22 protein-coding genes are annotated in these 24,182 nt (G+C 53.1%); 7 read left to right on the forward strand and 15 right to left on the reverse strand.

Annotation, left to right across the window (positions count from 1 at the left end):
* Window positions 1–12: 12 nt before the first annotated feature.
* A complete protein-coding gene (hglS, locus tag EAE_RS20555; RefSeq protein WP_015705582.1) occupies window positions 13–1,356 on the reverse strand; it encodes a 2-oxoadipate dioxygenase/decarboxylase HglS in 1,344 nt (447 codons plus the stop codon).
* 236 nt (window positions 1,357–1,592) lie between these two features.
* Between hglS and pcaH the strand changes: the two genes are divergently transcribed.
* The 6 genes from pcaH to EAE_RS20585 all read left to right on the forward strand — a co-directional run bounded on the left by pcaH (window position 1,593) and on the right by EAE_RS20585 (window position 7,490).
* Complete coding sequence (pcaH, locus tag EAE_RS20560) at window positions 1,593–2,333, forward strand: protocatechuate 3,4-dioxygenase subunit beta (RefSeq protein WP_015366378.1); 741 nt, start codon at window positions 1,593–1,595, stop codon at window positions 2,331–2,333.
* Window positions 2,330–2,950, forward strand: coding sequence for a protocatechuate 3,4-dioxygenase subunit alpha (gene pcaG, locus EAE_RS20565; protein ID WP_015366377.1), 621 nt, complete (start codon window positions 2,330–2,332; stop codon window positions 2,948–2,950). The genes pcaH and pcaG overlap by 4 nt, the downstream gene beginning before the upstream one ends.
* A 176-nt stretch (window positions 2,951–3,126) precedes the next feature.
* The gene (locus EAE_RS20570; RefSeq protein WP_015366376.1) at window positions 3,127–4,050 is read left to right on the forward strand and encodes a LysR substrate-binding domain-containing protein; all 924 of its coding nucleotides are present in this window, start codon (window positions 3,127–3,129) and stop codon (window positions 4,048–4,050) included.
* A 300-nt stretch (window positions 4,051–4,350) separates the two neighbouring features.
* Window positions 4,351–6,723, forward strand: coding sequence for a glucose/quinate/shikimate family membrane-bound PQQ-dependent dehydrogenase (locus EAE_RS20575; RefSeq protein ID WP_015705583.1), 2,373 nt, complete (start codon window positions 4,351–4,353; stop codon window positions 6,721–6,723).
* A gap of 127 nt (window positions 6,724–6,850) precedes the next feature.
* Window positions 6,851–7,120: a hypothetical protein gene (locus EAE_RS20580; RefSeq protein ID WP_015705584.1), complete on the forward strand. Its 270-nt coding sequence runs from the start codon at window positions 6,851–6,853 to the stop codon at window positions 7,118–7,120.
* Window positions 7,121–7,211: 91 nt separating this feature from the next.
* Window positions 7,212–7,490, forward strand: a complete 279-nt coding sequence (locus EAE_RS20585) for a hypothetical protein (RefSeq protein ID WP_015366372.1) — start codon at window positions 7,212–7,214, stop codon at window positions 7,488–7,490.
* Between the two features lie 56 nt (window positions 7,491–7,546).
* On the opposite strand, the gene EAE_RS20590 is transcribed toward EAE_RS20585, so the two are convergent.
* From EAE_RS20590 to EAE_RS20635, 10 genes are all read right to left on the reverse strand, one after another.
* A complete protein-coding gene (locus tag EAE_RS20590) occupies window positions 7,547–8,665 on the reverse strand; it encodes an S-(hydroxymethyl)glutathione dehydrogenase/class III alcohol dehydrogenase (protein ID WP_015366371.1) in 1,119 nt (372 codons plus the stop codon).
* Window positions 8,666–8,688: 23 nt separating this feature from the next.
* Complete coding sequence (locus tag EAE_RS20595) at window positions 8,689–8,964, reverse strand: metal/formaldehyde-sensitive transcriptional repressor (RefSeq protein WP_015705585.1); 276 nt, start codon at window positions 8,962–8,964, stop codon at window positions 8,689–8,691.
* A 104-nt stretch (window positions 8,965–9,068) separates the two neighbouring features.
* Window positions 9,069–9,542: a GNAT family N-acetyltransferase gene (locus EAE_RS20600; protein WP_015705586.1), complete on the reverse strand. Its 474-nt coding sequence runs from the start codon at window positions 9,540–9,542 to the stop codon at window positions 9,069–9,071.
* Between the two features lie 19 nt (window positions 9,543–9,561).
* Window positions 9,562–10,944 (reverse strand): 4-hydroxyphenylacetate permease, encoded by a 1,383-nt coding sequence (gene hpaX, locus EAE_RS20605; protein ID WP_015705587.1) that lies wholly within the window; start codon window positions 10,942–10,944, stop codon window positions 9,562–9,564.
* A gap of 284 nt (window positions 10,945–11,228) precedes the next feature.
* A complete protein-coding gene (gene cybB / locus EAE_RS20610) occupies window positions 11,229–11,756 on the reverse strand; it encodes a cytochrome b561 (protein ID WP_015366367.1) in 528 nt (175 codons plus the stop codon).
* Between the two features lie 142 nt (window positions 11,757–11,898).
* Window positions 11,899–12,801: an endonuclease/exonuclease/phosphatase family protein gene (locus tag EAE_RS20615; RefSeq protein WP_015366366.1), complete on the reverse strand. Its 903-nt coding sequence runs from the start codon at window positions 12,799–12,801 to the stop codon at window positions 11,899–11,901.
* Window positions 12,802–13,069: 268 nt separating this feature from the next.
* Window positions 13,070–15,181, reverse strand: a complete 2,112-nt coding sequence (locus EAE_RS20620; protein ID WP_015705588.1) for a peptidase domain-containing ABC transporter — start codon at window positions 15,179–15,181, stop codon at window positions 13,070–13,072.
* The gene (locus EAE_RS20625; RefSeq protein ID WP_015705589.1) at window positions 15,171–16,448 is read right to left on the reverse strand and encodes an HlyD family secretion protein; all 1,278 of its coding nucleotides are present in this window, start codon (window positions 16,446–16,448) and stop codon (window positions 15,171–15,173) included. Before EAE_RS20625 ends, EAE_RS20620 begins: the two co-directional genes overlap by 11 nt.
* Window positions 16,449–16,466: 18 nt before the next feature.
* A complete protein-coding gene (locus EAE_RS20630) occupies window positions 16,467–17,165 on the reverse strand; it encodes a CPBP family intramembrane glutamic endopeptidase (RefSeq protein WP_015366363.1) in 699 nt (232 codons plus the stop codon).
* A 177-nt stretch (window positions 17,166–17,342) separates the two neighbouring features.
* Window positions 17,343–17,660 (reverse strand): colicin V family bacteriocin, encoded by a 318-nt coding sequence (locus EAE_RS20635; RefSeq protein ID WP_015705590.1) that lies wholly within the window; start codon window positions 17,658–17,660, stop codon window positions 17,343–17,345.
* 781 nt (window positions 17,661–18,441) lie between these two features.
* Here EAE_RS20635 and gap point away from each other — a divergent pair.
* Window positions 18,442–19,440 carry a type I glyceraldehyde-3-phosphate dehydrogenase gene (gene gap / locus EAE_RS20640; protein WP_015366361.1) on the forward strand — a complete coding sequence of 333 codons (999 nt, stop codon included), beginning with the start codon at window positions 18,442–18,444 and terminating at the stop codon, window positions 19,438–19,440.
* Between the two features lie 41 nt (window positions 19,441–19,481).
* Here the strand turns inward: gap and EAE_RS20645 are convergent, their stop codons facing one another.
* From EAE_RS20645 to astB, 4 genes are all read right to left on the reverse strand, one after another.
* On the reverse strand, window positions 19,482–20,273 hold the full coding sequence (locus EAE_RS20645) for a YdcF family protein (protein ID WP_015705592.1): 792 nt from the start codon (window positions 20,271–20,273) through the stop codon (window positions 19,482–19,484).
* A gap of 110 nt (window positions 20,274–20,383) precedes the next feature.
* A complete protein-coding gene (locus tag EAE_RS20650) occupies window positions 20,384–21,820 on the reverse strand; it encodes an amino acid permease (protein ID WP_015705593.1) in 1,437 nt (478 codons plus the stop codon).
* Between the two features lie 10 nt (window positions 21,821–21,830).
* Window positions 21,831–22,826: a succinylglutamate desuccinylase gene (gene astE, locus EAE_RS20655; RefSeq protein WP_015705594.1), complete on the reverse strand. Its 996-nt coding sequence runs from the start codon at window positions 22,824–22,826 to the stop codon at window positions 21,831–21,833.
* Between the two features lie 10 nt (window positions 22,827–22,836).
* Window positions 22,837–24,177, reverse strand: coding sequence for an N-succinylarginine dihydrolase (gene astB, locus EAE_RS20660; protein ID WP_015705595.1), 1,341 nt, complete (start codon window positions 24,175–24,177; stop codon window positions 22,837–22,839).
* Between the last annotated feature and the right edge of the window lie 5 nt (window positions 24,178–24,182).

Here is a 24,182-nt window from a genome sequence, read left to right on the forward strand (position 1 = left end):
AGAGTACCGATTTTAGAGCAGACCGCAACGGCGTTTACTCCGCTCCTCCGCCTGTTGGTATAACTCGAACTCATCGAGGACCTCGCAGCCTAACGCCGCTTCAAAAGCTTCACGGCTGGCGTTACCGTGACTGCGGGCCTGCGTTTCGTTGCCCAGATTCGATTGGAAGATCCCCGCCGCGCTCACCGGTAAAAAATCTTCATAAACAATCGGCTGCGCGACTACCCAACCACGTTCGATCAGCGGTTGCGGATCGTCGCCGGGGCCAAAAGCATGGCGATGCGCTTCCCCCGCAGGCGTCAGGCGATAGCGAAACCACGCCAGCCCCTGCTGACGCAGCAGAAATTCGCTGTCAGGAAATTCGCTAAAGACCTCCTGCAAATGGCGCTGGTGGTTAAGGTTGTCTTTACCGACCCCGGCCTCATTCAGTAAGCGGTCATACAGCGCTCGTCCTTTCGGCGTCAACGCGACGCCGCGTTGCTCAATTTCGCCAAAGCGCGCGCTGTGTGTGCCTTTATGTTCACCAGCAAACATCACCGGTTCTTCCAGCGCTTTAAAACTGGTTTGCCGCAGTAAAATCGGCACCTCGCGGCGCGGCGGCCCCTCAATGAGCGCTTTCGGTTCGATACCACATTGCGGCATTAGCGCCTGAACTCGATCGATATCAAGAGTGCGCGGCGTCAGATGGTTAATGTGGCAACCGGGGAAACAGACCACATCGGCAATCAACCGGTGCTCATTATGCAGCGCGTGATAGGTTTGCTCGTCAACGGTGGCATGACGGTGCCAACGGAAAGTTTCCAACGCTTCGGTGACGAATTCACGCGCTTCTGCAGCCGTGAATTCTCCTCGATCTTCGTGTAACGCAATGAGTTCACGGCAGCGAGGCGTAAATATATCGCGACGGGCGAGAATATCCGCCGCTCGCTGGCGCAGCGCCTCGTTGCCGATCAGTTCAAGGCGCAGCAATGAGGTGAAAACGCGAAACGGGTTACGCGCCAGCGCCGCGTCATCGACCGGGCGAAATGCGGTGGAGTGAACCGGTACCCCAGCCTGCGACAGATCGTAATAGCTAACGGGATACATCCCCATAATGGCAAACATGCGACGCAGGGTCGCCAGTTCTTCCGCCGTTCCCACGCGGATCGCGCCGTGGCGCTCAACGTTCAGCCGTGCCAGCTCGTCGGCATTAGCCAATTGTTCATGTAATTTCGGGTTATGTTCCAGGACCGCCAGATTCACATCCGCCACCAACTCCAGGAGGGTTCCATATTGCGGAACTTCCTGCTGGTACATTGCCGACATAGCCTGTGAAAAGTTCTCCCGAATCTCATCAGCCGTGATGGTGTTCGCCATGATGTCTTACCTCCAGTGAATACTTCCTGGAGTGTAGGAAAGCGCGTTAAGAGTGGCGGGAAGAATTTACAAACTGTGATGCGGATAACCTGCTACCGCGTTTCGCCTGCACAAATCATAACCAATGGTTATGAAAGATTAGATTTAATTTCACTTTAAATTAACAAAACATTTACAGAGACTGTTTCTGGCGACATTACAACAACATGCCTCTCTTCCGATTGATGGAGTACCCTATGAATAATAAATGGTCACCGCGCGAGGTTGTACATCGCGATTACAATAGCCATCCGCCGGCGCTGGCACCGGGATATAAAACTAGTGTGCTGCGCTCGCCGCGTAATGCCCTCATCTCCCTGCAAAATTCACTTTCTGAAATTACCGGTCCGGTGTTCAGCAGCGACGACCTTGGCCTGCTGGATAACGATCTCATCCTCAACTACGCCAAAGACGGCCTGCCGATTGGCGAGCGAATTATTGTTCACGGTTACGTGCGCGACGGCTTTGGCCGACCAATGAAAAATACGCTGGTGGAAGTGTGGCAGGCCAATGCCGGCGGCCGCTACCGTCATAAGAAAGACCAGTATCTGGCGCCGATTGACCCCAACTTCGGCGGCTGTGGACGGGTGCTGACCGATGAAAACGGTTATTACTGTTTTCGCACAATCAAACCCGGCCCCTATCCGTGGCGTAATCAGGTTAGCGACTGGCGCCCGGCGCATATTCACTTTTCGCTCTCCGGCGATGCCTGGGCGCAGCGGCTGATTACCCAAATGTACTTTGAAGGCGATCCGCTTATTAAACAGTGTCCGATTGTCAGAACCATCAATAACGATGATGCCGTGCGTACCCTGATTGCCGAGCTGGATACCCACGCCGCCGTGCCGCTCGACAGCCTGGCCTATCGTTTTGATCTTGTGCTGCGCGGCCATCGCGCCACGCTGTTCGAAAATCGTACTCAGGGGGCCGCCCAATGAAAGACTATTTAGCTGAAACCGCCTCGCAGACTGCCGGGCCTTATGTGCATATTGGTCTGGCGCCGGACGCTGCAGGGTTTCATATTTTCGAAAAAAACTTCGGCCCCAACTTAGTGAGCGCGGAAACCAAAGGCCAACGTATTACGATTGAAGGCCGGGTTTTCGATGGTTCCGGAACGCCGGTACGCGACGTGCTGCTGGAACTCTGGCAGGCTAACGCCGACGGGCGTTATAACCATCCCGACGACCGTCAGCAGAGTAAGACTCTGGACCCAAACTTCCGCGGCTGGGGGCGCACGTGTTCAGACTTTGCATCCGGCGTCTGGCGCTTTCAAACTATCAAACCCGGCGCGGTCGTCGGCCGTGACGGACGCATGATGGCGCCGCACCTCAATCTGTGGGTGGTAGCGCGGGGTATCAACATCGGCCTGAATACGCGGATGTATTTTGCTGATGAGCAGGCGGCAAATGAACAGGATCCGGTATTGAATCTGATTGAATGGGAAGTTCGCCGCCAGACGCTTATCGCGCAACGTGAAGTGCGTGGAGATGAAGTCGTCTACCGCTTTGATATTTATTTACAGGGCGATAAAGAGACCGTGTTCTTCGATATTTAATTTCCCACCAAAACATCCCTTTTTTCCAGCCCCGCCGAGTGCGGGGCTTTTTATCGCGCCTGACAGAAATGACTTGTAAGACAATAAGATCAAATGTTAATAATATTTTGCTAACTAGTTATCAAAATTAAACAACTTCGCTTGCTACCGAGACAGCTCTGTTTTTAACATCGATTATGGAAAAAAATGGTCTCTTCAGTCAGCGCATTCGCTTGCGCCATTTACATACTTTCGTCGCCGTCGCACAGCAGGGAACCCTGGGGCGGGCGGCAGAAACCCTGAATCTTAGCCAACCTGCGCTATCAAAAACGCTCAACGAGCTGGAGCAGTTGACCGGTACCCGTCTCTTTGAGCGCGGGCGGCTTGGCGCGCAGTTGACGCTGGTTGGCGAACAGTTTCTTACCCACGCGGTCAAGGTGCTGGATGCCCTCAATACCGCAGGCCAGGCTCTCAATCGTAAAGAAGGCATGAATAGCGATGTGGTGCGGATTGGCGCCCTGCCAACCGCGGCGCTCGGTATTTTACCTACGGTGATTGGTCAATTTCATAAACAGCAAAAAGACATCACCTTACAGGTCGCCACCATGAATAACACCATGCTGCTGGCGGGGCTAAAATCCGGCGATGTCGATATTGGTATCGGGCGCATGTCTGATCCAGAACTGATGAGCGGCCTCAACTATGAACTGCTGTTTCTTGAATCGCTAAAGCTGGTCGTCCGCCCCGGCCACCCGCTGCTGCAGGAGACGGTAACGCTCAGCCGGGTGATGGAATGGCCGGTGGTGGTCTCACCGAAAGGGACAATCCCGCGGCAGAATGCGGAAACGCTACTGCAAAGCCAGGGTTGTAAAATTCCCCCCGGCTGTATTGAAACGCTGTCGGCCTCGCTTTCACGCCAGCTCACCGTCGATTACGACTATGTCTGGTTCGTCCCTTCCGGCGCGGTGAAAGACGACCTGCGTCGCGGTTTGTTAACCTCATTACCTATCGCCACCGAAGGCGCCGGCGAGCCGATCGGTATTCTTACCCGGGTGGACGCCAGCCTGTCGCAGGGGGCGCAAACTCTACTGAGCGCGATACGCAAATCCATGCCTGGCTGACTCTCAGTGGCCGTTACCCCGAATCAGCACATTGAGGTAACGGCACCGCTACGTTCATTCTTCTGCCACTTAATATATACATCGCGCTAATCAATTAGTGCGAAATCATTCATTAACATTTGCGCTCATTTCATTAACAGATTTATCATAGCCATGATTTCACCATTTGGTTCATGTGAAATGAATTCATCTTTTGAAATCACATTTATGAAGCTTTGAACAGCTTCACTCAAAAGCAATTTCTATTTGCACTTGATTCATTTGGTACACGCCTGGCAAGGGGTGGTATAAGGAGACAACATGGCTACGGGCAACGTGCCGCGCGGATTCCCCCGGATCCTGCAGTGGCTACTCGCCGGACTGATGTTAATCATCGGTCTGGCAATCGGCATTTTAGGCGCCAAACTGGCAAGCGTCGGCGGCACCTGGTATTTCGCCATTATGGGACTGGTGATGGTTATCGCCTCCCTGCTTATTTTCCGCAATCGTCGCGGCGGCATCGTTCTTTATGCCGTCGCCTTCGCGGCGTCCATTGTTTGGGCGATCAGCGACGCCGGCTGGACCTACTGGCCGCTGTTCTCACGCCTGTTTGCGCTTGGCGTTCTGGCTTTTCTGTGCGCCATTGTTTGGCCTTTCCTTTCCAGCGCACCGGCAAAAAAAGGCGCGGCCTTCACCCTCGCGGGCGTGCTGGCCGTGGTACTGCTGGTCAGTTTTGGTTGGATGTTTAAATCCCAGCCGCTGGTCAGCGCCAGCGAAGCGGTTCCGGTAAAACCGGTACAGCCAGGTGAAGAACAAAAAAACTGGGAGCACTGGGGTAATACCACTCACGGCGACCGTTTCGCCGCGTTGGATCAGATCAATAAAAACAATATCAACCAGCTACAGGTTGCCTGGATTGCCCATACCGGCGATATTCCGCAGAGTAACGGTTCCGGTGCGGAAGACCAGAATACGCCGCTACAGATTGGCGATACGCTGTATGTATGTACGCCATATAGCAAAGTCCTGGCGCTGGATGTCGATAGCGGCAAAGAAAAATGGCGCTATGACTCAAAAGCGACGGCGCCGAACTGGCAACGTTGCCGCGGTTTAGGCTACTACGAAGATAGCCAGGCACAGGCTAATGCCGTGGCCGGGACTCAGCCTGCCGCCTGTGCCCGCCGCCTGTTCCTGCCGACTACCGATGCGCGCCTGATCGCAATCGATGCCGATACCGGTAAAGCCTGTGAAGCATTTGGTGAACACGGTACCGTCGATCTCAGCGTCGGCATGGGGGAAATCAAACCTGGTTATTATCAGCAGACCTCTACCCCGCTGGTGGCCGGTAACCTTGTTGTCGTTGGTGGTCGCATCGCGGATAACTACTCCACCGGTGAACCGCCGGGTGTAGTTCGCGCTTTTGACGTGCATACCGGTAAACTGGCCTGGGCCTGGGATCCGGGTAACCCGCAGCTGACCGGCGTACCGCCGGAAGGACAAACCTACACGCGCGGGACGCCGAACGTTTGGTCCGCGATGTCCTACGATGCCAAACTGAATCTCATTTATCTGCCAACCGGTAACGCCACGCCAGATTTCTTCGGCGGCGAACGTACGGCGCTGGATGATAAATACAGCTCATCAATCGTTGCGGTCGATGCCGCCACCGGTAAAGTGCGTTGGCATTTCCAGACCACCCATCACGATCTGTGGGATTTCGACCTGCCTTCGCAACCACTGCTGTACGATCTGCCGGACGGTAAAGGCGGTACGACGCCGGTACTGGTGCAAACCAGCAAGCAGGGCATGATCTTCATGCTTAACCGCGCGACGGGTGAACCGGTGGCGAAAGTGGAAGAACGCTCTGTCCCGGCCGGCAACGTCAAAGGTGAACGCTACTCGCCGACGCAGCCCTACTCCGTCGGCATGCCGATGATCGGCAACGAAACGTTGAAAGAATCGGATATGTGGGGCGCCACCCCGGTTGACCTGCTGCTGTGCCGTATTCAGTTCAAAGAGATGCGCCATGAGGGTGTCTTTACACCGCCGGGTGAAGACCGCTCCTTGCAGTATCCGGGCTCGCTTGGCGGAATGAACTGGGGCAGCGTGTCGGTCGATCCGAATAACGGCCTGATGTTCGTCAATGACATGCGCCTTGGACTGGCTAACTACATGGTACCGCGAGCGAAAGTGGCTAAAGATGCCAGCGGTATCGAAATGGGTATCGTACCGATGGAAGGTACGCCGTATGGCGCAATGCGCGAGCGTTTCCTGTCGCCGCTGGGCATCCCCTGCCAGAAGCCGCCGTTCGGTACCATGTCGGCGGTCGATCTGAAAAGCGGTAAACTGGTCTGGCAGGTTCCGGTGGGTACGGTAGAAGATACCGGTCCGCTGGGTATCCGCATGCATATGCCAATCCCTATCGGCATGCCAACGCTGGGAGCTTCGCTGTCTACCCAGTCTGGCCTGCTGTTCTTCGCCGGCACCCAGGATTTCTATCTGCGCGCCTTTGATACCGCCAACGGCAAAGAGATTTGGAAATCTCGCCTGCCGGTGGGCAGCCAATCCGGCCCGATGACCTACGTTTCACCGAAAACCGGTAAGCAGTACATCATTATCAACGCCGGCGGCGCGCGTCAGTCTCCGGACCGCGGCGATTACATCATCGCCTACGCGTTACCCGATAAAAAATAAAACCAGGGCCCCGTTCAGGGGCCTTTTTTTCTTCACCGCTTTCAGATTCCATTTAGGCGCCGATCCGCACGCCTTTGTTACAATAGCGTCTTATATTTCCGGCTCGATAATCAGGGAGGAAGCCATAATGTCTTTAATGAAAGGCGCAGGAGCGCTGCTTTTTGTCGTGTTGCTAACAGGATGCGCCCACAATGAACCGCAACAGCTATATCGCCATGATTTTGTGCTTAAGCACCCGCTTACGGGTACACCTATCCCCAATTTTCCCTATAAAATCACTACGCCAGACGGCAAGGTCTTCAAAGGCAGAACCGATAAAAATGGCTTAACCGTCGAAGCGGTATCAACTAAGCCGGGGGATTTTATTCTCAGCATGATTCCTGCGTCAGAGTTATGAATATTCCTGACAGGCTCTAATTTTAGAATGTTTTATTGCGTTATGTTATTATTGCGAATGGTTATCAATAACAACATAACAAGGATAAAAGATGAAAGGAGCCCTCCATCACCTGCCGATCGGCGCACTCTTATTAGCCGCAACCACCTCAGCCCAGGCGCTGAAAGCGCCAGAAGTGGATTTACGCGATCCAAAGCTGTGGGAAGAGAAAAAGGTCAATCCGCTAAACGATATCTCCGCCCCCTGCGAAGTGGCAAGCGGCCCGGATTGCCCAGTCTGGGAAGATCAAAAGTCCGATATTCAGCGTGAAAGAGAACGGCGAGAGCAACGTCGTTGGCAAACCGGCTATGAGCACTGGCGCAAGTATTAACGCGGCCAGAAGTCAACCCGGGCGATAAATGGCCCGGGTTTCGCTATCAGCAATACTTAGTTATCACCGAAGTGAATAACCGTACGAATCGATTTACCTTCATGCATCAGATCGAAGGCTTCGTTGATCTGATCGAGCGGTAACCGGTGGGTGATAAACGGATCGAGGCGAATCTTACCCGCCATCGCGTCTTCAACCATCCCCGGCAGCTGGCTACGCCCTTTCACGCCGCCGAAGGCGGAACCACGCCATACCCGGCCGGTGACCAACTGGAACGGACGGGTTTTAATTTCCTGGCCGGCGCCAGCAACGCCGATGATAACGCTCTCACCCCAACCTTTATGGCAGCACTCCAGCGCCGCGCGCATGACGTTGACGTTACCAATACATTCGAAACTGAAATCAACGCCGCCATCGGTTAGCTCGACAATCACGTCCTGAATCGGTTTATCGTAGTCGTTCGGGTTGATGAAGTCGGTAGCACCCATCTCCCTGGCGAGGGTAAATTTATCCGGATTAGTGTCGACCGCCAGAATACGTCCAGCCTTCGCCTGCACCGCCCCCTGAATCACCGCCAGGCCAATACCGCCCAGCCCGAACACCGCGACGCTGTCGCCCTCTTTCACCTTCGCCGTGTTATGTACTGCGCCGATACCGGTGGTGACGCCGCAGCCCAACAGACATACTTTTTCCAGCGGCGCCTGCGGGTTTACTTTTGCCAGCGAAATCTCGGCGCAGACGGTGTATTCGCTGAAGGTGCTGGTGCCCATATAGTGATAAATCGGCTCGCCGTTATAGGAGAATCGCGTAGTGCCATCCGGCATCAGACCTTTCCCTTGGGTGGCGCGGACCGCCTGGCAGAGGTTAGTTTTGCCAGACTTGCAGAATTTACATTCGCCGCACTCGGCGGTATACAGCGGAATAACGTGATCGCCAGGTTTCAGGCTGGTCACGCCCTCGCCGACTTCAACGACGATACCGCCGCCTTCATGGCCCAAAACCGCCGGGAACACGCCTTCCGGGTCGTCGCCAGAGAGAGTAAAAGCATCGGTGTGGCAAACACCGGTGTGGGTGATTTTGACCAGGACTTCGCCTTTCTTTGGCGGCGCGACGTCAATCTCCACGATTTTTAACGGCTGGCCGGGGCCAAAGGCAACTGCTGCACGTGATTTCATACTGTCCATTCCTCGTCGTGATTTTACTTTAAATAGGATCGTAGCAGGTGACCGACTTCCGCCATGCGGGCGGCGCGTTGGTCCGGGGTGGTATCGCCGCTAACCAGTTCATCCTGCAGATGCATCTCCACCAACTCGCCCATCAAACCGTTGGCGGCGCCGCGAATGGAGGCAATCTGTTGCAGGATAGTCATGCAGGGTTCGCCGGACTCCAGCGCACGTTCCAGCGCTTCAACCTGCCCGCGAATACGGCGTACGCGGCTAAGCGCACGCTTCTTGTCTTCTGGTGAATGTGGCACGAGAGGCCCTCCATATCATATAGGGGGGTATACTATATTTATTTAACTAAAGTGGCAAATTGAAACGCCGTTAACAACCATAGCATAGCGGCGCAAGTTTACCGTTAATCGAGAGTGAGGCTCATGGCTATACAGCGTAGCTCGGCGTTGGCCATTTTCGAATAATGACTCTTTTCTCCTTGTGAAACAAAGCCATGGCGTAGATAAAAGCCCGCCGCATTGGGGGTCGCCTCAAGCGTAATCGTTTCGAGCCCCCGTCGGCGAGCTTCGGCAATAACCGCCCTCATGATCAAATCCGCGCATCCCTGCCCGCCCCACTCCGGCAGCGTAAAGATCGCTTCCACGCTTAAGGACTCAATATCGAGATAGCCGGTAGCGACGGGTTGGCCCAGCCTATTTTCCACGATATAAAACGGATTATCGGCAACGGCGTGACGATACCCTTCGGGCATCTGTTCCGGCGTCCAGGCGTGAATCACTTCAGCGCCATAGCTTTGACGACAGCCATGGCGAATCGCCTGATTACGGATATTCCACAACGCAGGGGCTTCATCAGGTACCGCGCGTCTCACTCTCATCACTACTCCTTTATCTTTTTTATGGCGTCGCTCGTGGACGGCTGGCCTTCATCGGGATGCGCGATACCACCAGCGCCCCCAATACCAGGAACCCGGCCACGAGGTAAAAGCCGGCGTTAAAGCTGCCGGTTAAATCCTTCAGCCAGCCGAATAACAGCGGACTCATGGCCGATCCCATATTACCCGTCGCGTTAATCACCGCAATGCCGATCGCTCGTGAGCGCAGGCTGATGGACTGATCTGGCGTGGTCCAGAAAATCACCATCGCCGCATAGGCCCCTGCCGAGGCCATAATTACCCCCAACAGTTGCATGATGCTATTTGATCCGTGCGCCGCCAGCATCCAGCCCGCGGCGGCAAACAGGTAGGGCAATAACGTGTGCAGCTTACGTTCCTGTAAGCGGTCAGAACGTTTACTCCACCAAATCATCGCCACAATGGTACAGATATGCGGTACGGCGCTAAGCAAGCCGATGGCGATATTGCTGCTGCCCTGGTTAAAGCTTTTGAGAATTAGAGGCGTCCAGACGCTGAGCGCGCTTAAGGTATTACAGAGAAAGAAATAGGCCAGCGTATACATCAACACCACCGGGGTGAAGACGTCGCGCCAGAGGCTGCCTTTCCCCTGCTGCAGGGCGCTCAGGCTGGCGCTACCGTTCGGTTGCACTAGCCGTAGTTTGTCCTTCTCCATCATCTCGCTAAGGCAACGTTTGTCCTCATCGGTGAGCCATTTGGCCTTTTGCGGACTGTCGTCAAGATAGAACCAGACTACCGCCCCCAACAACACCGATGGGAATCCTTCCAGCAGGAATAACCACTGCCAGCCTTTAAGCGCCAGCATGCCATCCATACTGAGAATATAGCCGGAGACCAGCGAGCCCAACGCCATCGTCACCGGCATAGCAATCATAAACAGCGCATTGGCGCGCGCCCGGTAGTAGGCCGGAAACCAGTAGGTTAAGTAGAGCAGAAGCCCCGGAAGAAAACCGGCTTCGGCAATCCCCACCAGCATGCGCAGCAGATACAGGCTGTTTGGCCCAGTCGCGAACATGGTCGCTGTCGATGCGATTCCCCACACCACCATAATGCTCGCAATCCATCGGCGCGCGCCAACGATCCCCAGCATGATGTTACTGGGAATACCAAAGATGACGTACATCGCGTAGAACAACGTCGTCGCGAGGCCGAACATAGTGCTACTCAGCCCCAAATCCTGGCTCATGGTGAGCCCGGCAAAGCCGATATTGATACGGTCAAGAAACGAAAAGATAAAAAGCAGAAACAGAAAAGGAATTAAGCGGCGGAACAATTTATTGATCACCACCTGCTCGCGCGGGCTCAGGCGTTCAGCGCCCCCCACATCGGCGACAGGGGGAGAAGCGGCCGGTATATTATCGGTCATGTCAGGTTTTCCTTTTGCTCATCGGTATTGAAAAAGCAGGCGTTTTAGCCAATGACGCTGCGGATACCGCTGAACGTGCCTGGGTGTCGTTTCGACGGCCTCCCGGCTGGATTCAATCCACCGCACTGAGATTCTTATAGAACCTTTCGTTTCGATTAGACATTTTTATTTACATATTCGATACAAATTTGCAGCATAAGTAACATTTTGCGAATCATTTATTGGCGAGTTACGGAAACAAAAAACCCGCCGGTGGGCGGGTTCAGGAGTGCCGGGCGTGATACTCAGCGCTTGCGCGGCATCATGCGCAGCAGCGTATTATCTTTCCATAAATAGTGATGCAGCAGCGCCGCCAGCGCGTGCAGGCCAATCACGAAATAGCCGATATTGGCAAGTAAGCCGTGCAGCCCCTTAAGGCTGTCGACCAAAGCGAAGTTGCTTTGCGCCGCAAAGGGCATCGTCAGGCCGAAAGCAAACCACGGGTTACCGCGGTAATACATCATTACCATGCCAATCGCCGGTAGCGCGATAAACAGCAGATATATCACCAGATGGCCAAGATGGGCGAAACCGGTCATCATCGGCGAGGGTTTAGGAACAATCGGCGGCGCCGGAGACTTCAGGCGCACCAGCAGGCGTGCGATCATCAGGACAAAAATGGAAATACCGCAGGAGACGTGGATCATGTTTATCACCGGACGGTCGCTGCGCGGAAAGAAGCCGCGCAGTTCCATCGCCGCGTAGGCGACGACAACCAGTAAAAAGACCAGCCAGTGTATTCCTATCTGCAGGCCAGAATATTTATCGCGCATGAACAAACCTTAATGGAAGTGTGATGTTGTTAACATAACCGCCTTCCCTTAAATTTTCATTAACCTTTACCGAGGCTTAAAAAACTGCGTTAGCGCGAATTGAATAGCATCAGGGCTCTTTTGCAAAGAGCCCTGGGCAATGTTACTGCTCGGTGAGTTGCAGTTCAGCAATGACCGGCAGATGGTCACTGGCCGCTGACCAGTTAAATTCCGGCGAGTTATGCGGGATCTCCAGCTTCTTCACATCCCACTTTTGTCCTTTGAAGGTGAAAATGTGGTCGATATCAATGGCCGGGTTAACGGCAGGCCAGCTACGCGTATCCGTCCCCTGCTTCGACACTTCGTTAAAGAAATAACCGATCTCTTTCACCGGCTGTTCTTCACGGGTTGAATTGAAATCGCCGGCCAGGATCTTAATTGAAGAGGCGATATCTTTAAAATCAGACGCCGCATCGCCAATACTCAAATCGAGAAGATAGCGAGCCTGTTCGGTACGCATGGTGGGATCTTTTTGCCAGTCGAGATGGGTCACCATAATAATCGGCGCGGAATCAAAACCCGGTACATCAACCTGCGCCAGTAGCGCCACGCGCTGTTCCGCATTGCCTGACGGCAGCTTCACCACCTGAGAATGCAGGATTTTATATTTTGACAGCAGCCCCAGTCCGTATTCGCCACCGTCGAAATCTAACGCTTTACCAAAGGCATAATGCATATTGTTAGCATCGGCAATCGTCTTAAGCTGATCGATTTTCTGGCTGCGCTGAGTTTTGTGATCGACTTCCGGGACGGCAATAATATCGGCGTTAATTTTTTTAATCGCTGAATTAAGTGCCGTAAAATCGGCCACATTATCAGACGCTTCATTCTTGCCGATATTATAGGTTGCTATACGTAATTTCGGCTGATGTTGGGTATAGACTTTATCCGGCACCCCGCCTTTCTGTACGGCAAGTATTTCATTACCAGCAAGTTTCTCTGCTGCCTGGACGTTAGCCGCCAGGCAGGCCAGCGCCACCATCGTCAGTGCAATGCTCTTTTTCATTGGTATGCTATTCCCCTTGTTTAAGTATTCTTATATTAAGGGTACCGAGTGAAGACATTGATTATCGTGATGTATAGCGCAAACTTATAACGCAGAGTGAATTAAGTATCCCGAAAGATTTGAGGTTATCCACAAAACGAGTCGGTATCAGATCGCATAGTTTGTGGATAACTCACTGCAGGCCCTGCCACTCCTGCCATTCCGCTTTGTGTTCATTATTCAACCGCATCGCAAACCAAATGGCCGCAGTGGATTAGGATATTGGCTGTTAATTGGATTCGCCGAGGGTGATGATCCTGTCCGCGGTTTGCAGGGTCGTTTCACGGTGAGCAATAATTATTCGGGTTATATTCAACTTTTTCATTGCCAGACTGACGTCTTTTTCACACTCTGCGTCCAGTGCGCTGGTGGCTTCATCCATGAATAATATATCCGGACGGCGATAAAGCGCCCGGGCAATAAAAATCCTCTGTTTCTGACCCCCAGATAGCCCCTCCCCCAGTTCTCCGATTAACGTCTCATACCCCATTGGCAGAGCCAATATCACGTCATGAATACGGCTTGTCCGGGCACATTCTCTCATCCAGGCATCATCAATATTTTCAGTGAATCCGCAGATATTCTCCCGAATTGAGCCAGAAAACAGCCGGTCATCCTGCATTACGCAGGCAATCAAGCGATGATAGTTATTTATCCCCAGTTGCCTGATATCCGTACCATTCATTAAGACAGTCCCTGATATCGGTTCAGACAAGCCGCACAGTACTTTGAGCAGCGTGGTTTTCCCCGAACCTGAGGGCCCGGTAATGGCCACACTCTCGCCGGCTCGGATCCTGAAACTAAGGCCGCTAAAGACGGGTGCTGACTGGCTGTCGTAACGGAAGCTTAGCGCTTTAATCTCCAGACTAGCCGGAGACATGGTTGCCTTTAATCCTAAATCCGGTTTTCTTTCTTCCTTTTCATTCAAAGCGATATCCGAAATCCTTTCGTTGTGCAGGCTCATCATACGCAGCTGTAATAAGAAGTTGACCAGCGATCCTACCCGGTCAGAAAACTGCGCGCGGAATGCGCCAAATGCCACAAACATGCCGATAGTCATTTGGTTCTCCATAACCAGACTGATGCCCAGCCACAGAATAGTCACCTGATCGCACGTCGCCACAAACGTGTTAATGCCGCCGAAGAACATATCAAGTCGGCTGAGTCTGATACCGGTATTGATGGCATCAATCTTCAGGTTCAGCCAGTGGCTCCCACGCCGTTCTGCCATTCCCTGCATTTTAACCGTAGCTATTCCGTAGAGTGTTTCCATAAAATATGAACCAGCACGGGCTCCGGCGATTAACGCTTCTTCCGACAGCTGGCGGTACCGGCTATAGGTCAATATACGAATGAAGACATATACCGCTGTAAAGCCCAGTACAAAAACCGTCAATTTTCCACCGTACAGGATAAGCATCAACAAGAGACCGGCAACCATGATGCTGTCCATCATTGCCCCCACCACACAGGTTGTAAACGTGGCGCGAAGCGCATCCAACGAGCTGAAGCGGGAGTGAATATCGCCCATCTTTCGTCGCTCAAAATAGGTCAACGGCAACTGAAGCAGATGACGGAATAGCCCCGACTGCCATTGCACATTTATCAATGACTCCATCGCAAGGGATGACCATGCGCGGATCACGCTAACCAAAGTACGCCCCAAAATAAAAAACATCAGGACTCCACAGATAAGCATGAGCAGTCCCCGGTCATTCGCAGGAATAGCATGATCCATCACCAATTGCGTACCGACAGGCATCACCAGGCCGATAGCTTCAATAATCAGCGACAGACAGAAAATTTTGCTCAGTACGCCCCGGATACCCTGCACGCTGCTGATTAATGCCCGAATTCCGATTCGGCTCTTCATCGTTTCCTGCACAAATGTACTGCCGGGCCAGACCTCCAGCGCCACGCCGGTGAAGCACTGTGACATTTCATCACTCCCGACAGTTCTTCGCCCCCTCGCAGGGTCATGAAGCACGAACCGATTCTTACGTACGCTAACGAGCACCACGAAATGATTAAAATTCCAGTGCAGGATACAGGGCATTCTGAGAGCATTAAGTTCATGGAGATCCAGTGACAATGCCCGGCTTTCCATCCCTAACTCAATCCCGGTTTGCTGAACACTGGCAAGCGAGGCTCCACGGGCAGACAGATTTATTTGGCGACGTAGGGCGATCATGTCGATATTACGACCATAATGTCCGCATATCATCGCCAGACAGGCCAGTCCACATTCTGACGTTTCTGTCTGATGAACGACCGGGACTCGCCGCCGAAATTTCAGATCCAATTTCTCCTCGATGGATGATATGAAGTGGTTACGGTTCATGAATCGGCCCCGTAACGCTGCGCTTCATATCGTAGAATGGCGAGAGCATCCACTGATAGATTTTACGTTTTTCCAGAAATAACGTGCTCTGTGCCTTCATGCCATTTTCCAGAGGCAGACGCTTGCCGGCGTAGCTGACAGCCTGCTTTTCTGGACTAATCACAACTTTGTAGTAAGCAGCCGCACCTGCCGTAGAGTTAATCGGGGCGGTCGTATAGGTCTGCATTTCACGGTAGGAAGCTGGCGTCCGGGAAATGAGTGTGACTTTCGCCGAGAACTGACCAAACTTTTCAGCCGGAAAGGCTTCGTAGCGGATATTCACCCTATCACCGACTGAAATATATGGAACGGCTTCATTGGGTACCCAAAGAACCAAATAATAGCGTTGTATTTTTTCTGGAATTATCTGCAGCAGACTGTCGCCTTCGCTGACCATCTGACCTGGGGTGACGCTTAATGAATCAATTTTGCCGTCTGATGAGGCACGAATGATAATATCGCCTCCCGCATCAGTATTAATCCGCTCTTTCTGTAGCTCATAACGCTGCAGTTCCATCTGATAAACCCGATTGTCAAATTCCGCCGCCTGCGTCTGAATTTGACTTTCCAGATTGGTTAACTGTAGAGCATTTTGTTCATGCTGCGCGCTCAGGCTGAGCAAACTATTATGCTGCTGGTAGTACAAGGCCACCAGACTGGTTAACTGGTCCTTATTAATCAACCCCTGCTGCTGGTACCGTCGGTAATTATCCATATTATTTTTCATTAATTTTATTCCCTCCTCAGCACGCCTGACAATGCCTGCCGAGCGTTCAAAAGAGGCGCTATACTGTATTTTCTGTTGCTCAAGCATCCGCAAAGTGGTTTCCTTACTCTCTCTAAGGCGAGCGATAATCTCGGCGATGCGCTTCAATTGGTTTTCGATATCCTGTCGTTGAGTCTCATTGACCACGCCTCTACGTGTACTTTTACTGACATCAATTTGATAAACAGGATCACCCTTTTTTACAGGGTCCCCTTCCCGGACGAACTGTGTCGCGACAAATCCCTGGACACCGGAATAGACATTAACCGGTCTCGGCCAGGTGGTAACTTCACCTTGCACGCTAATACGTCGTGTATAAGTGCCGGTGCTAATTAAAACAATGAAGCAGACGAAAAAAAGCGCGCTGGTAATTATAACCAGCCGAGAGGAGATTCCCGGTAGTAATACTGCTTTGCCACACCATGTTTTATCCCTGTTTTCGAGCGCTTCCTTACGAAACATATTTCATTCCCGCTATAGCTAAGCCTCTCCGGAATACTGGAGGAATGACACATACTGAATACCAATTACGACCGCGTTCATCAGCGCATGAAGAATAATTGGCATCAGTATTCCGCCGGTTTTTATTCTCCCGATAACCAGCATCAGCGAAACCAGAAATAATATCAGGAACGATCGCCAGTCTATGTACTGTAAATGACAGGCTGAAAATACAACAGACACAGCGACAGCCGCCGCATAATTGTTATTCCCGAGCCAGTATTTAAACACACTGAAAAGACAGCCGCGGAAGACCATCTCTTCATAAACAGGAACCAATAGAATCATCACAATGGCATTTAGCCAGAATACATGCGCATCCAGTCGCATCTGTGAAGCTGACCAGTTTTCAGTCTGATAGCCTGCAGTGACAAAAGGCAACAGAAATTGGATCAACAGAATACACAGGAAAAGTATAATAAAAATGCCGAAATGAAAATTTCCTCTCCCCATACCCTCGCGTTTGTAGAAATAGAGATAATAAAGGGGGGCAATTGCCAGGAACTCTAGTCCGAAAAGTAGTGGATAGAGATATCCCGTTATCATAAGGTCTTTGCTGCCCTCGAAAAAAAGCGGCAAACATGTGATGCTAAAAAATAGCGCAAACATGGCAAAACAGCCGGTTACGGCTTTGTTTCTTGCAATATTGTACTCGCGGTTATATCCGTCAACGTTCATTTTTTATTCCATCGGCGCCAAAAGGCGTGGACGACTCCCACTCGACTGACAAACTTTAATTATGGCTAGTTTTAAAGGTTAAGAGATGGAAGAGCTGATAATATGCTCTTCCATACGCTAACAGCTATCCTTATTGGCTTTTAGACTGGTTTATACCCGTACCCCAATCAGCATCTGTCAGTAACAAATATCATTGAGGTTATTCGGATTCCAGTAGCATTCTCTGCCTGCTGCTGCATTCCACGCTTCGGATGGAAGGTTAGCGGGTTTTTGTTTGAGCGTTCCGCCCAGACCAGATGGGGACATCGCTGGGTCCGGTGTTTTTGTTGCAGCCCAGTCATAAACCTGTCCCCCTGCGATCCCACCGGTTATAGCACCAGGAGTTCCGCCTACAAATGTGCCAGCTCCAGCGCCGATTCCCTGAGCAATTTCCCGCCCAATATCCCCCCCTGCACCGGAGACCATACCCAACTGTTTATTTGTTAGCTCTTTCATCTTTCATATTCCTTATGTAATTCAATAGCCAAAAATAAGCATTGCTCAGAAAATATATACATCCAATGGCAAACACAGACAGTAGTGCTCTGGGTGCCAATAAAATATCTGCATAATCAACAAAACATCGCACAACGAGAAAACAGAATATAAGACAGAAAAGAGAATGCTCCCGGCAAGGATAATATCTTTAAACACCCGCATTATGATTTACCCTGCAGATTTTCCTCCCCGCATTTCATGCCAGCAGGATGGAATTTCGGCATGATTTTTAAATTTTTAAGCTATGGGTTGATAATTATTCCTCAGGCCGCAATCCATTTTCTATTCATCCCTGTATTATTCCTAATGCAAGGTTACATTAATATGACCAGATGTCAATGAATGATATTCATTCTCATTATCGATATTGTGCTGAACCACCGCTATAGTTATCAATACAACCTCGATGTAGCTATATCCTTCTGCGCTTTTTCTAATTTCTGTTATTGTGATGTAGATCATATTTACCACTCAACACCGCATGAAATAGCGAACAATGGTAGGCACTCTTTTTGTTGTGCTGTCGCGGTAAGAACATTGGAACCACCTCCGACCCGGCGTTATACTTCCTTCGCACCATCTGGCTCCACGTGACAGTTACTGAAGACGCTTCAGGCAGGTAACTTAGCAATAGAAACACCGCAGGTGAACTGCTAAGCCGCTGAAAGTAAATAGTTTACTCTCCCCGCTCTGCCTGAAGAAGTTTTAACGTATCAACTTCACCACCAGGAGAATATCCATGAGCAAACTTGGGATTAATGGATTTGGTCGTATAGGACGTTTAGTACTTCGCCGCCTGTTAGAAGTAAATAGCCCGCTGGAGGTCGTGGCCATCAACGATCTCACCTCACCGAAAGTCTTAGCCTACCTGCTTAAACATGACTCTAACTACGGTCCTTTCCCATGGAGCGTTGATTTTACAGAAGATGCGCTGATCGTTAATGGTAAAAAAATCACCGTTTATGCGGAAAAAGAGGCTCAGCATATTCCGTGGAAAGCCGCAGGCGCTGAGGTGATTGTTGAATGTACCGGTTTCTATACGTCGGCGGAAAAATCGCAGGCGCACCTGACCGCCGGCGCGAAGAAAGTGCTGATTTCCGCCCCTGCCGGCGAGATGAAAACCATCGTTTATCACGTTAACGACGACACCATGAGCCCGGATGATACCATCATTTCGGTTGCATCCTGCACCACCAACTGTCTGGCGCCAATGGCTAAAGTGCTCAACGATGCTTTCGGCATTACCGTGGGCACCATGACCACTATTCACGCTTATACCGGTACGCAATCGCTGGTGGACGGGCCGCGTGGCAAAGACCTGCGCGCCTCGCGAGCGGCGGCGGAAAACATTATTCCGCACACCACCGGCGCGGCAAAAGCCATTGGTCTGGTGATTCCGGAACTCAGCGGGAAACTGAAAGGTCACGCCCAGCGCGTGCCGACTAAAACCGGCTCAGTGACGGAACTGGTTTCCGTATTGGCGAAGAAAGTCACCGCTGAAGAGGTTAATCAGGCCATGAAAAATGCGGCGGCGAACAATGAATCTTTTGGCTACACCGAAGAGGAAATTGTCTCCTCCGACATTATTGGCAGCCATTTCGGCTCAATCTATGATGCGACTCAACTGGAGATCATGGAAGCCGGCGGCGTACAGCTCGTGAAAACCGTGGCCTGGTACGATAACGAGTACGGCTTTGTTACCCAGCTTGTCCGCGTACTGGATAAATTCGCGAAGTAAACTCAGAACCAGCGGATAGCTGCGGCTATCCGCCTTTCTCCCTACCCCAGCGTTCTGGCGTTCAGCGCCTCGCTCAATAGCGTATCTTCACGCAAGCATTGCCACGCCGCGCTAACATCGTGTGGGAAATCGACGTGGGTAATAAACCCTTTACCGTAGGGGCCATAACCCTGCGCGTTATCCAGCAGACGCGGCAGCTCGCCAAGCAGCAGCGCCAGATAACGCCCCACCGGCCACAATCCACTATCGTCTCCGCTGAATCTCAGGCCAGCAGCGCTGTTTTCAAGCCGCGGCGAACAACCGGGATAGCTCCACCACTGCGGCTGCGCCGGTGCCTCCTGCCAGACGCGGGCAAAGGTCGCCATCGTCCGACGCTGCATCGTCGGATCCTGAATCACCACGCCAGAGGAATGATCCAGCCCACGCTCTTCCAGTAACCGGCGGGTAAACCACGCGTTTTCGCCGCAGTTGGTTGAACGGTCTTCCACCACAATGCGATCGCGCGGAATTTGCCAGAATTGTTCGGCGATGTCCGCCAGGATATGCGATTCCGGACGCCCCTCTACCTGCAGCGCCTGATAGTGCGGATGCTTTTGTACGGCGTCGTAAAGAAAGGTCGTCGAATGACCAATACCGCCGCTTATCAATAGTGGAATCTGCCTCTGAGCCGCGAGCCGACAGGCGGCGTCAATGGTCGGGATCACCGCGTTACCGGCCAACACCGCAATCTGCGGCTGCGCATTCTGCGGCAAATCATCCTGCGCCAACCAGTCGCCGATGAGATTGGCCGCCGCTAACGTGTCGTGTGAAAGCGCCGGGAAATGCTCTGTCATACCCTTTCCTTCTTCTGTCCTGATCCAACAATGAAGTGTCGGGCGACATCATAAACCGCGCTACGGCGAAAAGGAAAATCCGGCAGCCACGCTTCAGCTGCCGGGTATCATCAGGCGCTGGCGTTATCCAATGCCAGTTGCCCTTCGCGCTTCTGTTTCACTTTCCAGAAGCACCATAGCGCAACAAACCACAGCGGCGAGGCCATCAGCGCCAGCAGCGTATCCGGGTCGAAAATCATAATGAAGATTGAGAAGGCGAAAAATAGCAGGCTCAGCCAGCACATCACCACTCCCGCCGGCATTTTGAATTTCGACCGCGCGTGCAGGTCCGGGCGTTTATGGCGATACACCAGGTACGCCACGAGGATCATACCCCAGCTGAAAACCACCATGATCGCCGCCAGCGTTGAAACGATGGTGAACAACGTCATCACGTTTGGCACCAGGAACAGCAGTAACGTACCGCTTAGCATGCAGAAGCAGGAGAACAGCAGGCTACGTACCGGAATGCGGGTATTACGCGATAGTATACGGAACTGCCAGTGCGCATGTTTTTCCACCGACAGGCCGTACAGCATGCGGGTACTGGAATAAACGCCGCTGTTCGCCGACGACATTGCCGACGTCAAGGCGACAAAGTTTATCACCGCCGCGGCGGCAGGTAGCCCGGCCTTGGCGAACAGGGTCACGAACGGACTGGCATCCGGCGAGACGCCCGGCCATGAAGCCACGGCAATAATCACCACCATCGACAGCAGATAGAAAATAATGATGCGCAGCGGCAGCGCGTTAATCGCCTTCGGCAGGATGCGCTCAGGATCGCGTGTTTCCGCCGTCATGGTGCCGAGCAGCTCAATACCGGTGAAGGAGAAGATCGCTATCTGGAAACCGGCGAAGAAACCGGTCACCCCGTGCGGCATAAAGGCCGTCGGGTCGGTGATATGGCCTAACGAAGCCTTCACGCCGTCCGGCGAAGTCCAGCCGATAGCAATCATCCACGCGCCGGTTAAAATCAGCGCAATAATGGTGATGACCTTAATCAGCGCAAACCAGAATTCGGCCTCGCCGAACATTTTTACCGACAACAAATTAAACAAGAACAGGATCCCAAGCGTACTCAACGCGGGCATCCATGCCGACATCTCCGGAAACCAGTACTGCATATAGCTGCCGCAAACCACCACGTCGGCGATACAGGTCACCACCCAGCTAAGCCAGTAGGTCCAGCCCAGATAGAAACTGGCCTGCGGGCCAAGATAGTCGCCGACGAAATCCGCAAACGAACGGTAATCCAGGCGGGTCAGCAACAGCTCCCCCATCGCCCGCATCACCATATAGGTAAAGAAACCTACCAGTAGATAGATAAGCAGAATGGATGTTCCGGCGACGGCGATGTTTCTGCCCGCCCCCATAAACAGTCCGGTGCCGATAGCGCCGCCCAGCGCAATCATCTGAATGTGCCGGGCGCCAAGGCCGCGTTTGAGCTGCGACGGGCACTCCCCGTCGGTGGCAGGATGAACCAGCCCCTCTCGTTGATGTTCAGTCATGTTGATTCCTTCAAGCAGGCATGGAAAGGCTTGGCGCGGTAGCGGTCAGCAACAGCCCGGCGCGTTGACCGGCGGCGACGCCCGCATTCGGAAACAGGATGTAGGGGGCGTCAGCATTGACCACCCAGGTTTTCTGTGCCTGACGGGCGATTTCATAGCCTGCCGGCAGCGCGGTAAAGTTTTCAATTTTCGGGTCGAGATTAAGGGTAAAACCGTTCTCGCTCTTGATGATGCTCTGCTGCACCACAAAGTATTCGACCGGCGCTTTGCTCCGCGGCGGCATGATGCCGTCGGCGATCAGCGCGCCGATCGCCAGTTCGGTGGCGGCAAACAAGCGCAAATCATTTTCACCGAATGGCATCACTTTCCCCAGTTCCAGCGTGGCGCTTTGCGCGCCGAACTTCTCGCTGGTGAAGTGGGTAAAGGTGCCGCCCGGTTCGGTATGGCGCACGATGGCGTCCATACCGCTGGCCTGCAACAGCTGATAAAAATCCGCGCTGTAGTCGCCATCATGAGCGGGGAGCAGCGCGAACTGCCGATATTTTGACCCGCGAATGGCGGTATGCAGATCGAGATGCGTGCGCGGCACCTTGCCGTGAACATCGGCGCTACGGAAGAAGGCCTGTACGGCCATCTCCAGTTCAAAAGCGCGACGCGACTCGTTACCCGGCATCGCCGCCAGATGGCGGCCGCCAAACAGCCGGTTGAGATCGTTATGCAGATAGCGACGGCCGGCGCGAATGGCGGGCAGATTGCCGAACACCACCAGCAGCGCGTGGGTCAGCGGCTGCTCGCCCAGGCTTAATCCCTGCAGGATCTGCAGCAACATTTCAATCGGCGCGGTTTCGTTACCGTGCACCCCGGCAGAAAGCACCGTCGCCTGTCGCCATGACGTTTTTGGCAGCAGTTGCAGAATGCCATCGCCTAACCAACTGGCTTCGATAGTCGGCGGAAAGGTCCATGTCTGCAGTTTACAATGCAGTAAATCGTTGACGTTTTGTTCCATTCCCGGCCCCTTATCGCTGGAAGTCATAAATCGCGCCCAGATGTAAAATCTGCGTCAGCTCATCCAGCGCCTGATAAACCTCGCGCAGCAGCTGCGGGTCGGCGAGGTCGCTGGCATGCAGGCGATCGCGATAATGCTTTTCAACCCACGCGGTCAGCTGCCGGTAGCGTTCGTCATTCATCAGGCTGTGAGCGTTGACCGCCGCGCGCTCGGCATCGTTAAGCACAACCCGCAGACGTAAACAGGCCGGGCCGCCGCCGTTGCGCATGCTTTCACGTAGATCGAATGCCGCCACTTCATCGATAGGCGATGCGCTATCGGCGGCAAGAGCGGAGAGATAACGCCAAACGTTTTCACGCTGACGGCACTCTTCCGGCACCACGATCAGCATTTTGCCATCGGCTTTGCTCAGTAACTGGCTGTTGAACAGATAAGAGGCCACCGCGTCATCGAGGCTAACCTGCTCGTCAGGGACTTCAACGCTGGTGAATGGAATATTCAGCCTGGCGTTGATCTCCTTCAGCGTCGCCAGTACCTCCCGCTGCTGCAGGAAGGCGTGCTGATGATGAAACAGCACGTGGCGGTTGCTGACGGCGATAACATCATTGTGGAATACGCCATGGTCGATAGCCTGCGGATTTTGCTGAGCGAATACGGTGTACTGCGGGTCGAGCTGATGCAGACGCGCCACCGCTTCGCTGGCCTCCAGCGTCTGGCGTGCGGGGTATTTAGCTGGCGCAATGCCGCCGCTGGCTCGCTTACCGTAGACAAAAAACTGCACGCCCTGGCGATCATAATCCCCACAGAAACGGTTATGGTTCGCCGCCCCTTCATCACCTAAATCGCCATGCTGCGGCAGCGCCGCGTGATGCGCGAAGTAACGCTCATCGGCGAAGGTGGCCCTGAGGATGGCCGAGGTGATCGGCGCTTCCTGCATGCGGTGCAGCTTATTGTTGAGGTTCGCCACCGTAAAATGCACTTTTCCATCAGCGCTATCGGCCGACGGCGACACGGTGGCGGCGTTGGCGGTCCACATTGAGGAAGCGGAGCTAAAGGCCGACAATAGCTGCGGGGCCTCTTTAGCCGCACGCTGGATCACCTGCTCGTCGCTGCCCTGAAAACCAATACTGCGCAGCATCGTCATATTTGGCCGCGGCTGCGGCGGCAGAATGCCCTGAACAAAGCCACGATCGGCCAGGGTCTTCATCTTATAAAGTCCCTGCAGCGCCGCCTTCTTCGGGTTAGATAAACCGTCGCGGTTGTTTTGTGACGCTTCGTTGCCTACCGACAACCCGGCGTAGTGGTGCGTTGGCCCCACCAGGCCGTCAAAATTCGCTTCAAATCCAGACATAGTGT

This window comes from Klebsiella aerogenes KCTC 2190 (assembly GCF_000215745.1).
Taxonomy (GTDB): Bacteria; Pseudomonadota; Gammaproteobacteria; order Enterobacterales; family Enterobacteriaceae; genus Klebsiella; species Klebsiella aerogenes.

Bases quoted from the DNA above. Each gene is read 5' to 3' on its own strand.
- hglS (WP_015705582.1), bottom strand. From the start codon at position 1,356: ATGGCGAACACCATCACGGCTGATGAGATTCGGGAGAACTTTTCACAG.
- pcaH (WP_015366378.1), top strand. From the start codon at position 1,593: ATGAATAATAAATGGTCACCGCGCGAGGTTGTACATCGCGATTACAAT.
- pcaG (WP_015366377.1), top strand. From the start codon at position 2,330: ATGAAAGACTATTTAGCTGAAACCGCCTCGCAGACTGCCGGGCCTTAT.
- EAE_RS20570 (WP_015366376.1), top strand. From the start codon at position 3,127: ATGGAAAAAAATGGTCTCTTCAGTCAGCGCATTCGCTTGCGCCATTTA.
- EAE_RS20575 (WP_015705583.1), top strand. From the start codon at position 4,351: ATGGCTACGGGCAACGTGCCGCGCGGATTCCCCCGGATCCTGCAGTGG.
- EAE_RS20580 (WP_015705584.1), top strand. From the start codon at position 6,851: ATGTCTTTAATGAAAGGCGCAGGAGCGCTGCTTTTTGTCGTGTTGCTA.
- EAE_RS20585 (WP_015366372.1), top strand. From the start codon at position 7,212: ATGAAAGGAGCCCTCCATCACCTGCCGATCGGCGCACTCTTATTAGCC.
- EAE_RS20590 (WP_015366371.1), bottom strand. From the start codon at position 8,665: ATGAAATCACGTGCAGCAGTTGCCTTTGGCCCCGGCCAGCCGTTAAAA.
- EAE_RS20600 (WP_015705586.1), bottom strand. From the start codon at position 9,542: ATGAGAGTGAGACGCGCGGTACCTGATGAAGCCCCTGCGTTGTGGAAT.
- hpaX (WP_015705587.1), bottom strand. From the start codon at position 10,944: ATGACCGATAATATACCGGCCGCTTCTCCCCCTGTCGCCGATGTGGGG.
- cybB (WP_015366367.1), bottom strand. From the start codon at position 11,756: ATGCGCGATAAATATTCTGGCCTGCAGATAGGAATACACTGGCTGGTC.
- EAE_RS20615 (WP_015366366.1), bottom strand. From the start codon at position 12,801: ATGAAAAAGAGCATTGCACTGACGATGGTGGCGCTGGCCTGCCTGGCG.
- EAE_RS20620 (WP_015705588.1), bottom strand. From the start codon at position 15,181: ATGAACCGTAACCACTTCATATCATCCATCGAGGAGAAATTGGATCTG.
- EAE_RS20625 (WP_015705589.1), bottom strand. From the start codon at position 16,448: ATGTTTCGTAAGGAAGCGCTCGAAAACAGGGATAAAACATGGTGTGGC.
- EAE_RS20630 (WP_015366363.1), bottom strand. From the start codon at position 17,165: ATGAACGTTGACGGATATAACCGCGAGTACAATATTGCAAGAAACAAA.
- EAE_RS20635 (WP_015705590.1), bottom strand. From the start codon at position 17,660: ATGAAAGAGCTAACAAATAAACAGTTGGGTATGGTCTCCGGTGCAGGG.
- gap (WP_015366361.1), top strand. From the start codon at position 18,442: ATGAGCAAACTTGGGATTAATGGATTTGGTCGTATAGGACGTTTAGTA.
- EAE_RS20645 (WP_015705592.1), bottom strand. From the start codon at position 20,273: ATGACAGAGCATTTCCCGGCGCTTTCACACGACACGTTAGCGGCGGCC.
- EAE_RS20650 (WP_015705593.1), bottom strand. From the start codon at position 21,820: ATGACTGAACATCAACGAGAGGGGCTGGTTCATCCTGCCACCGACGGG.
- astE (WP_015705594.1), bottom strand. From the start codon at position 22,826: ATGGAACAAAACGTCAACGATTTACTGCATTGTAAACTGCAGACATGG.
- astB (WP_015705595.1), bottom strand. From the start codon at position 24,177: ATGTCTGGATTTGAAGCGAATTTTGACGGCCTGGTGGGGCCAACGCAC.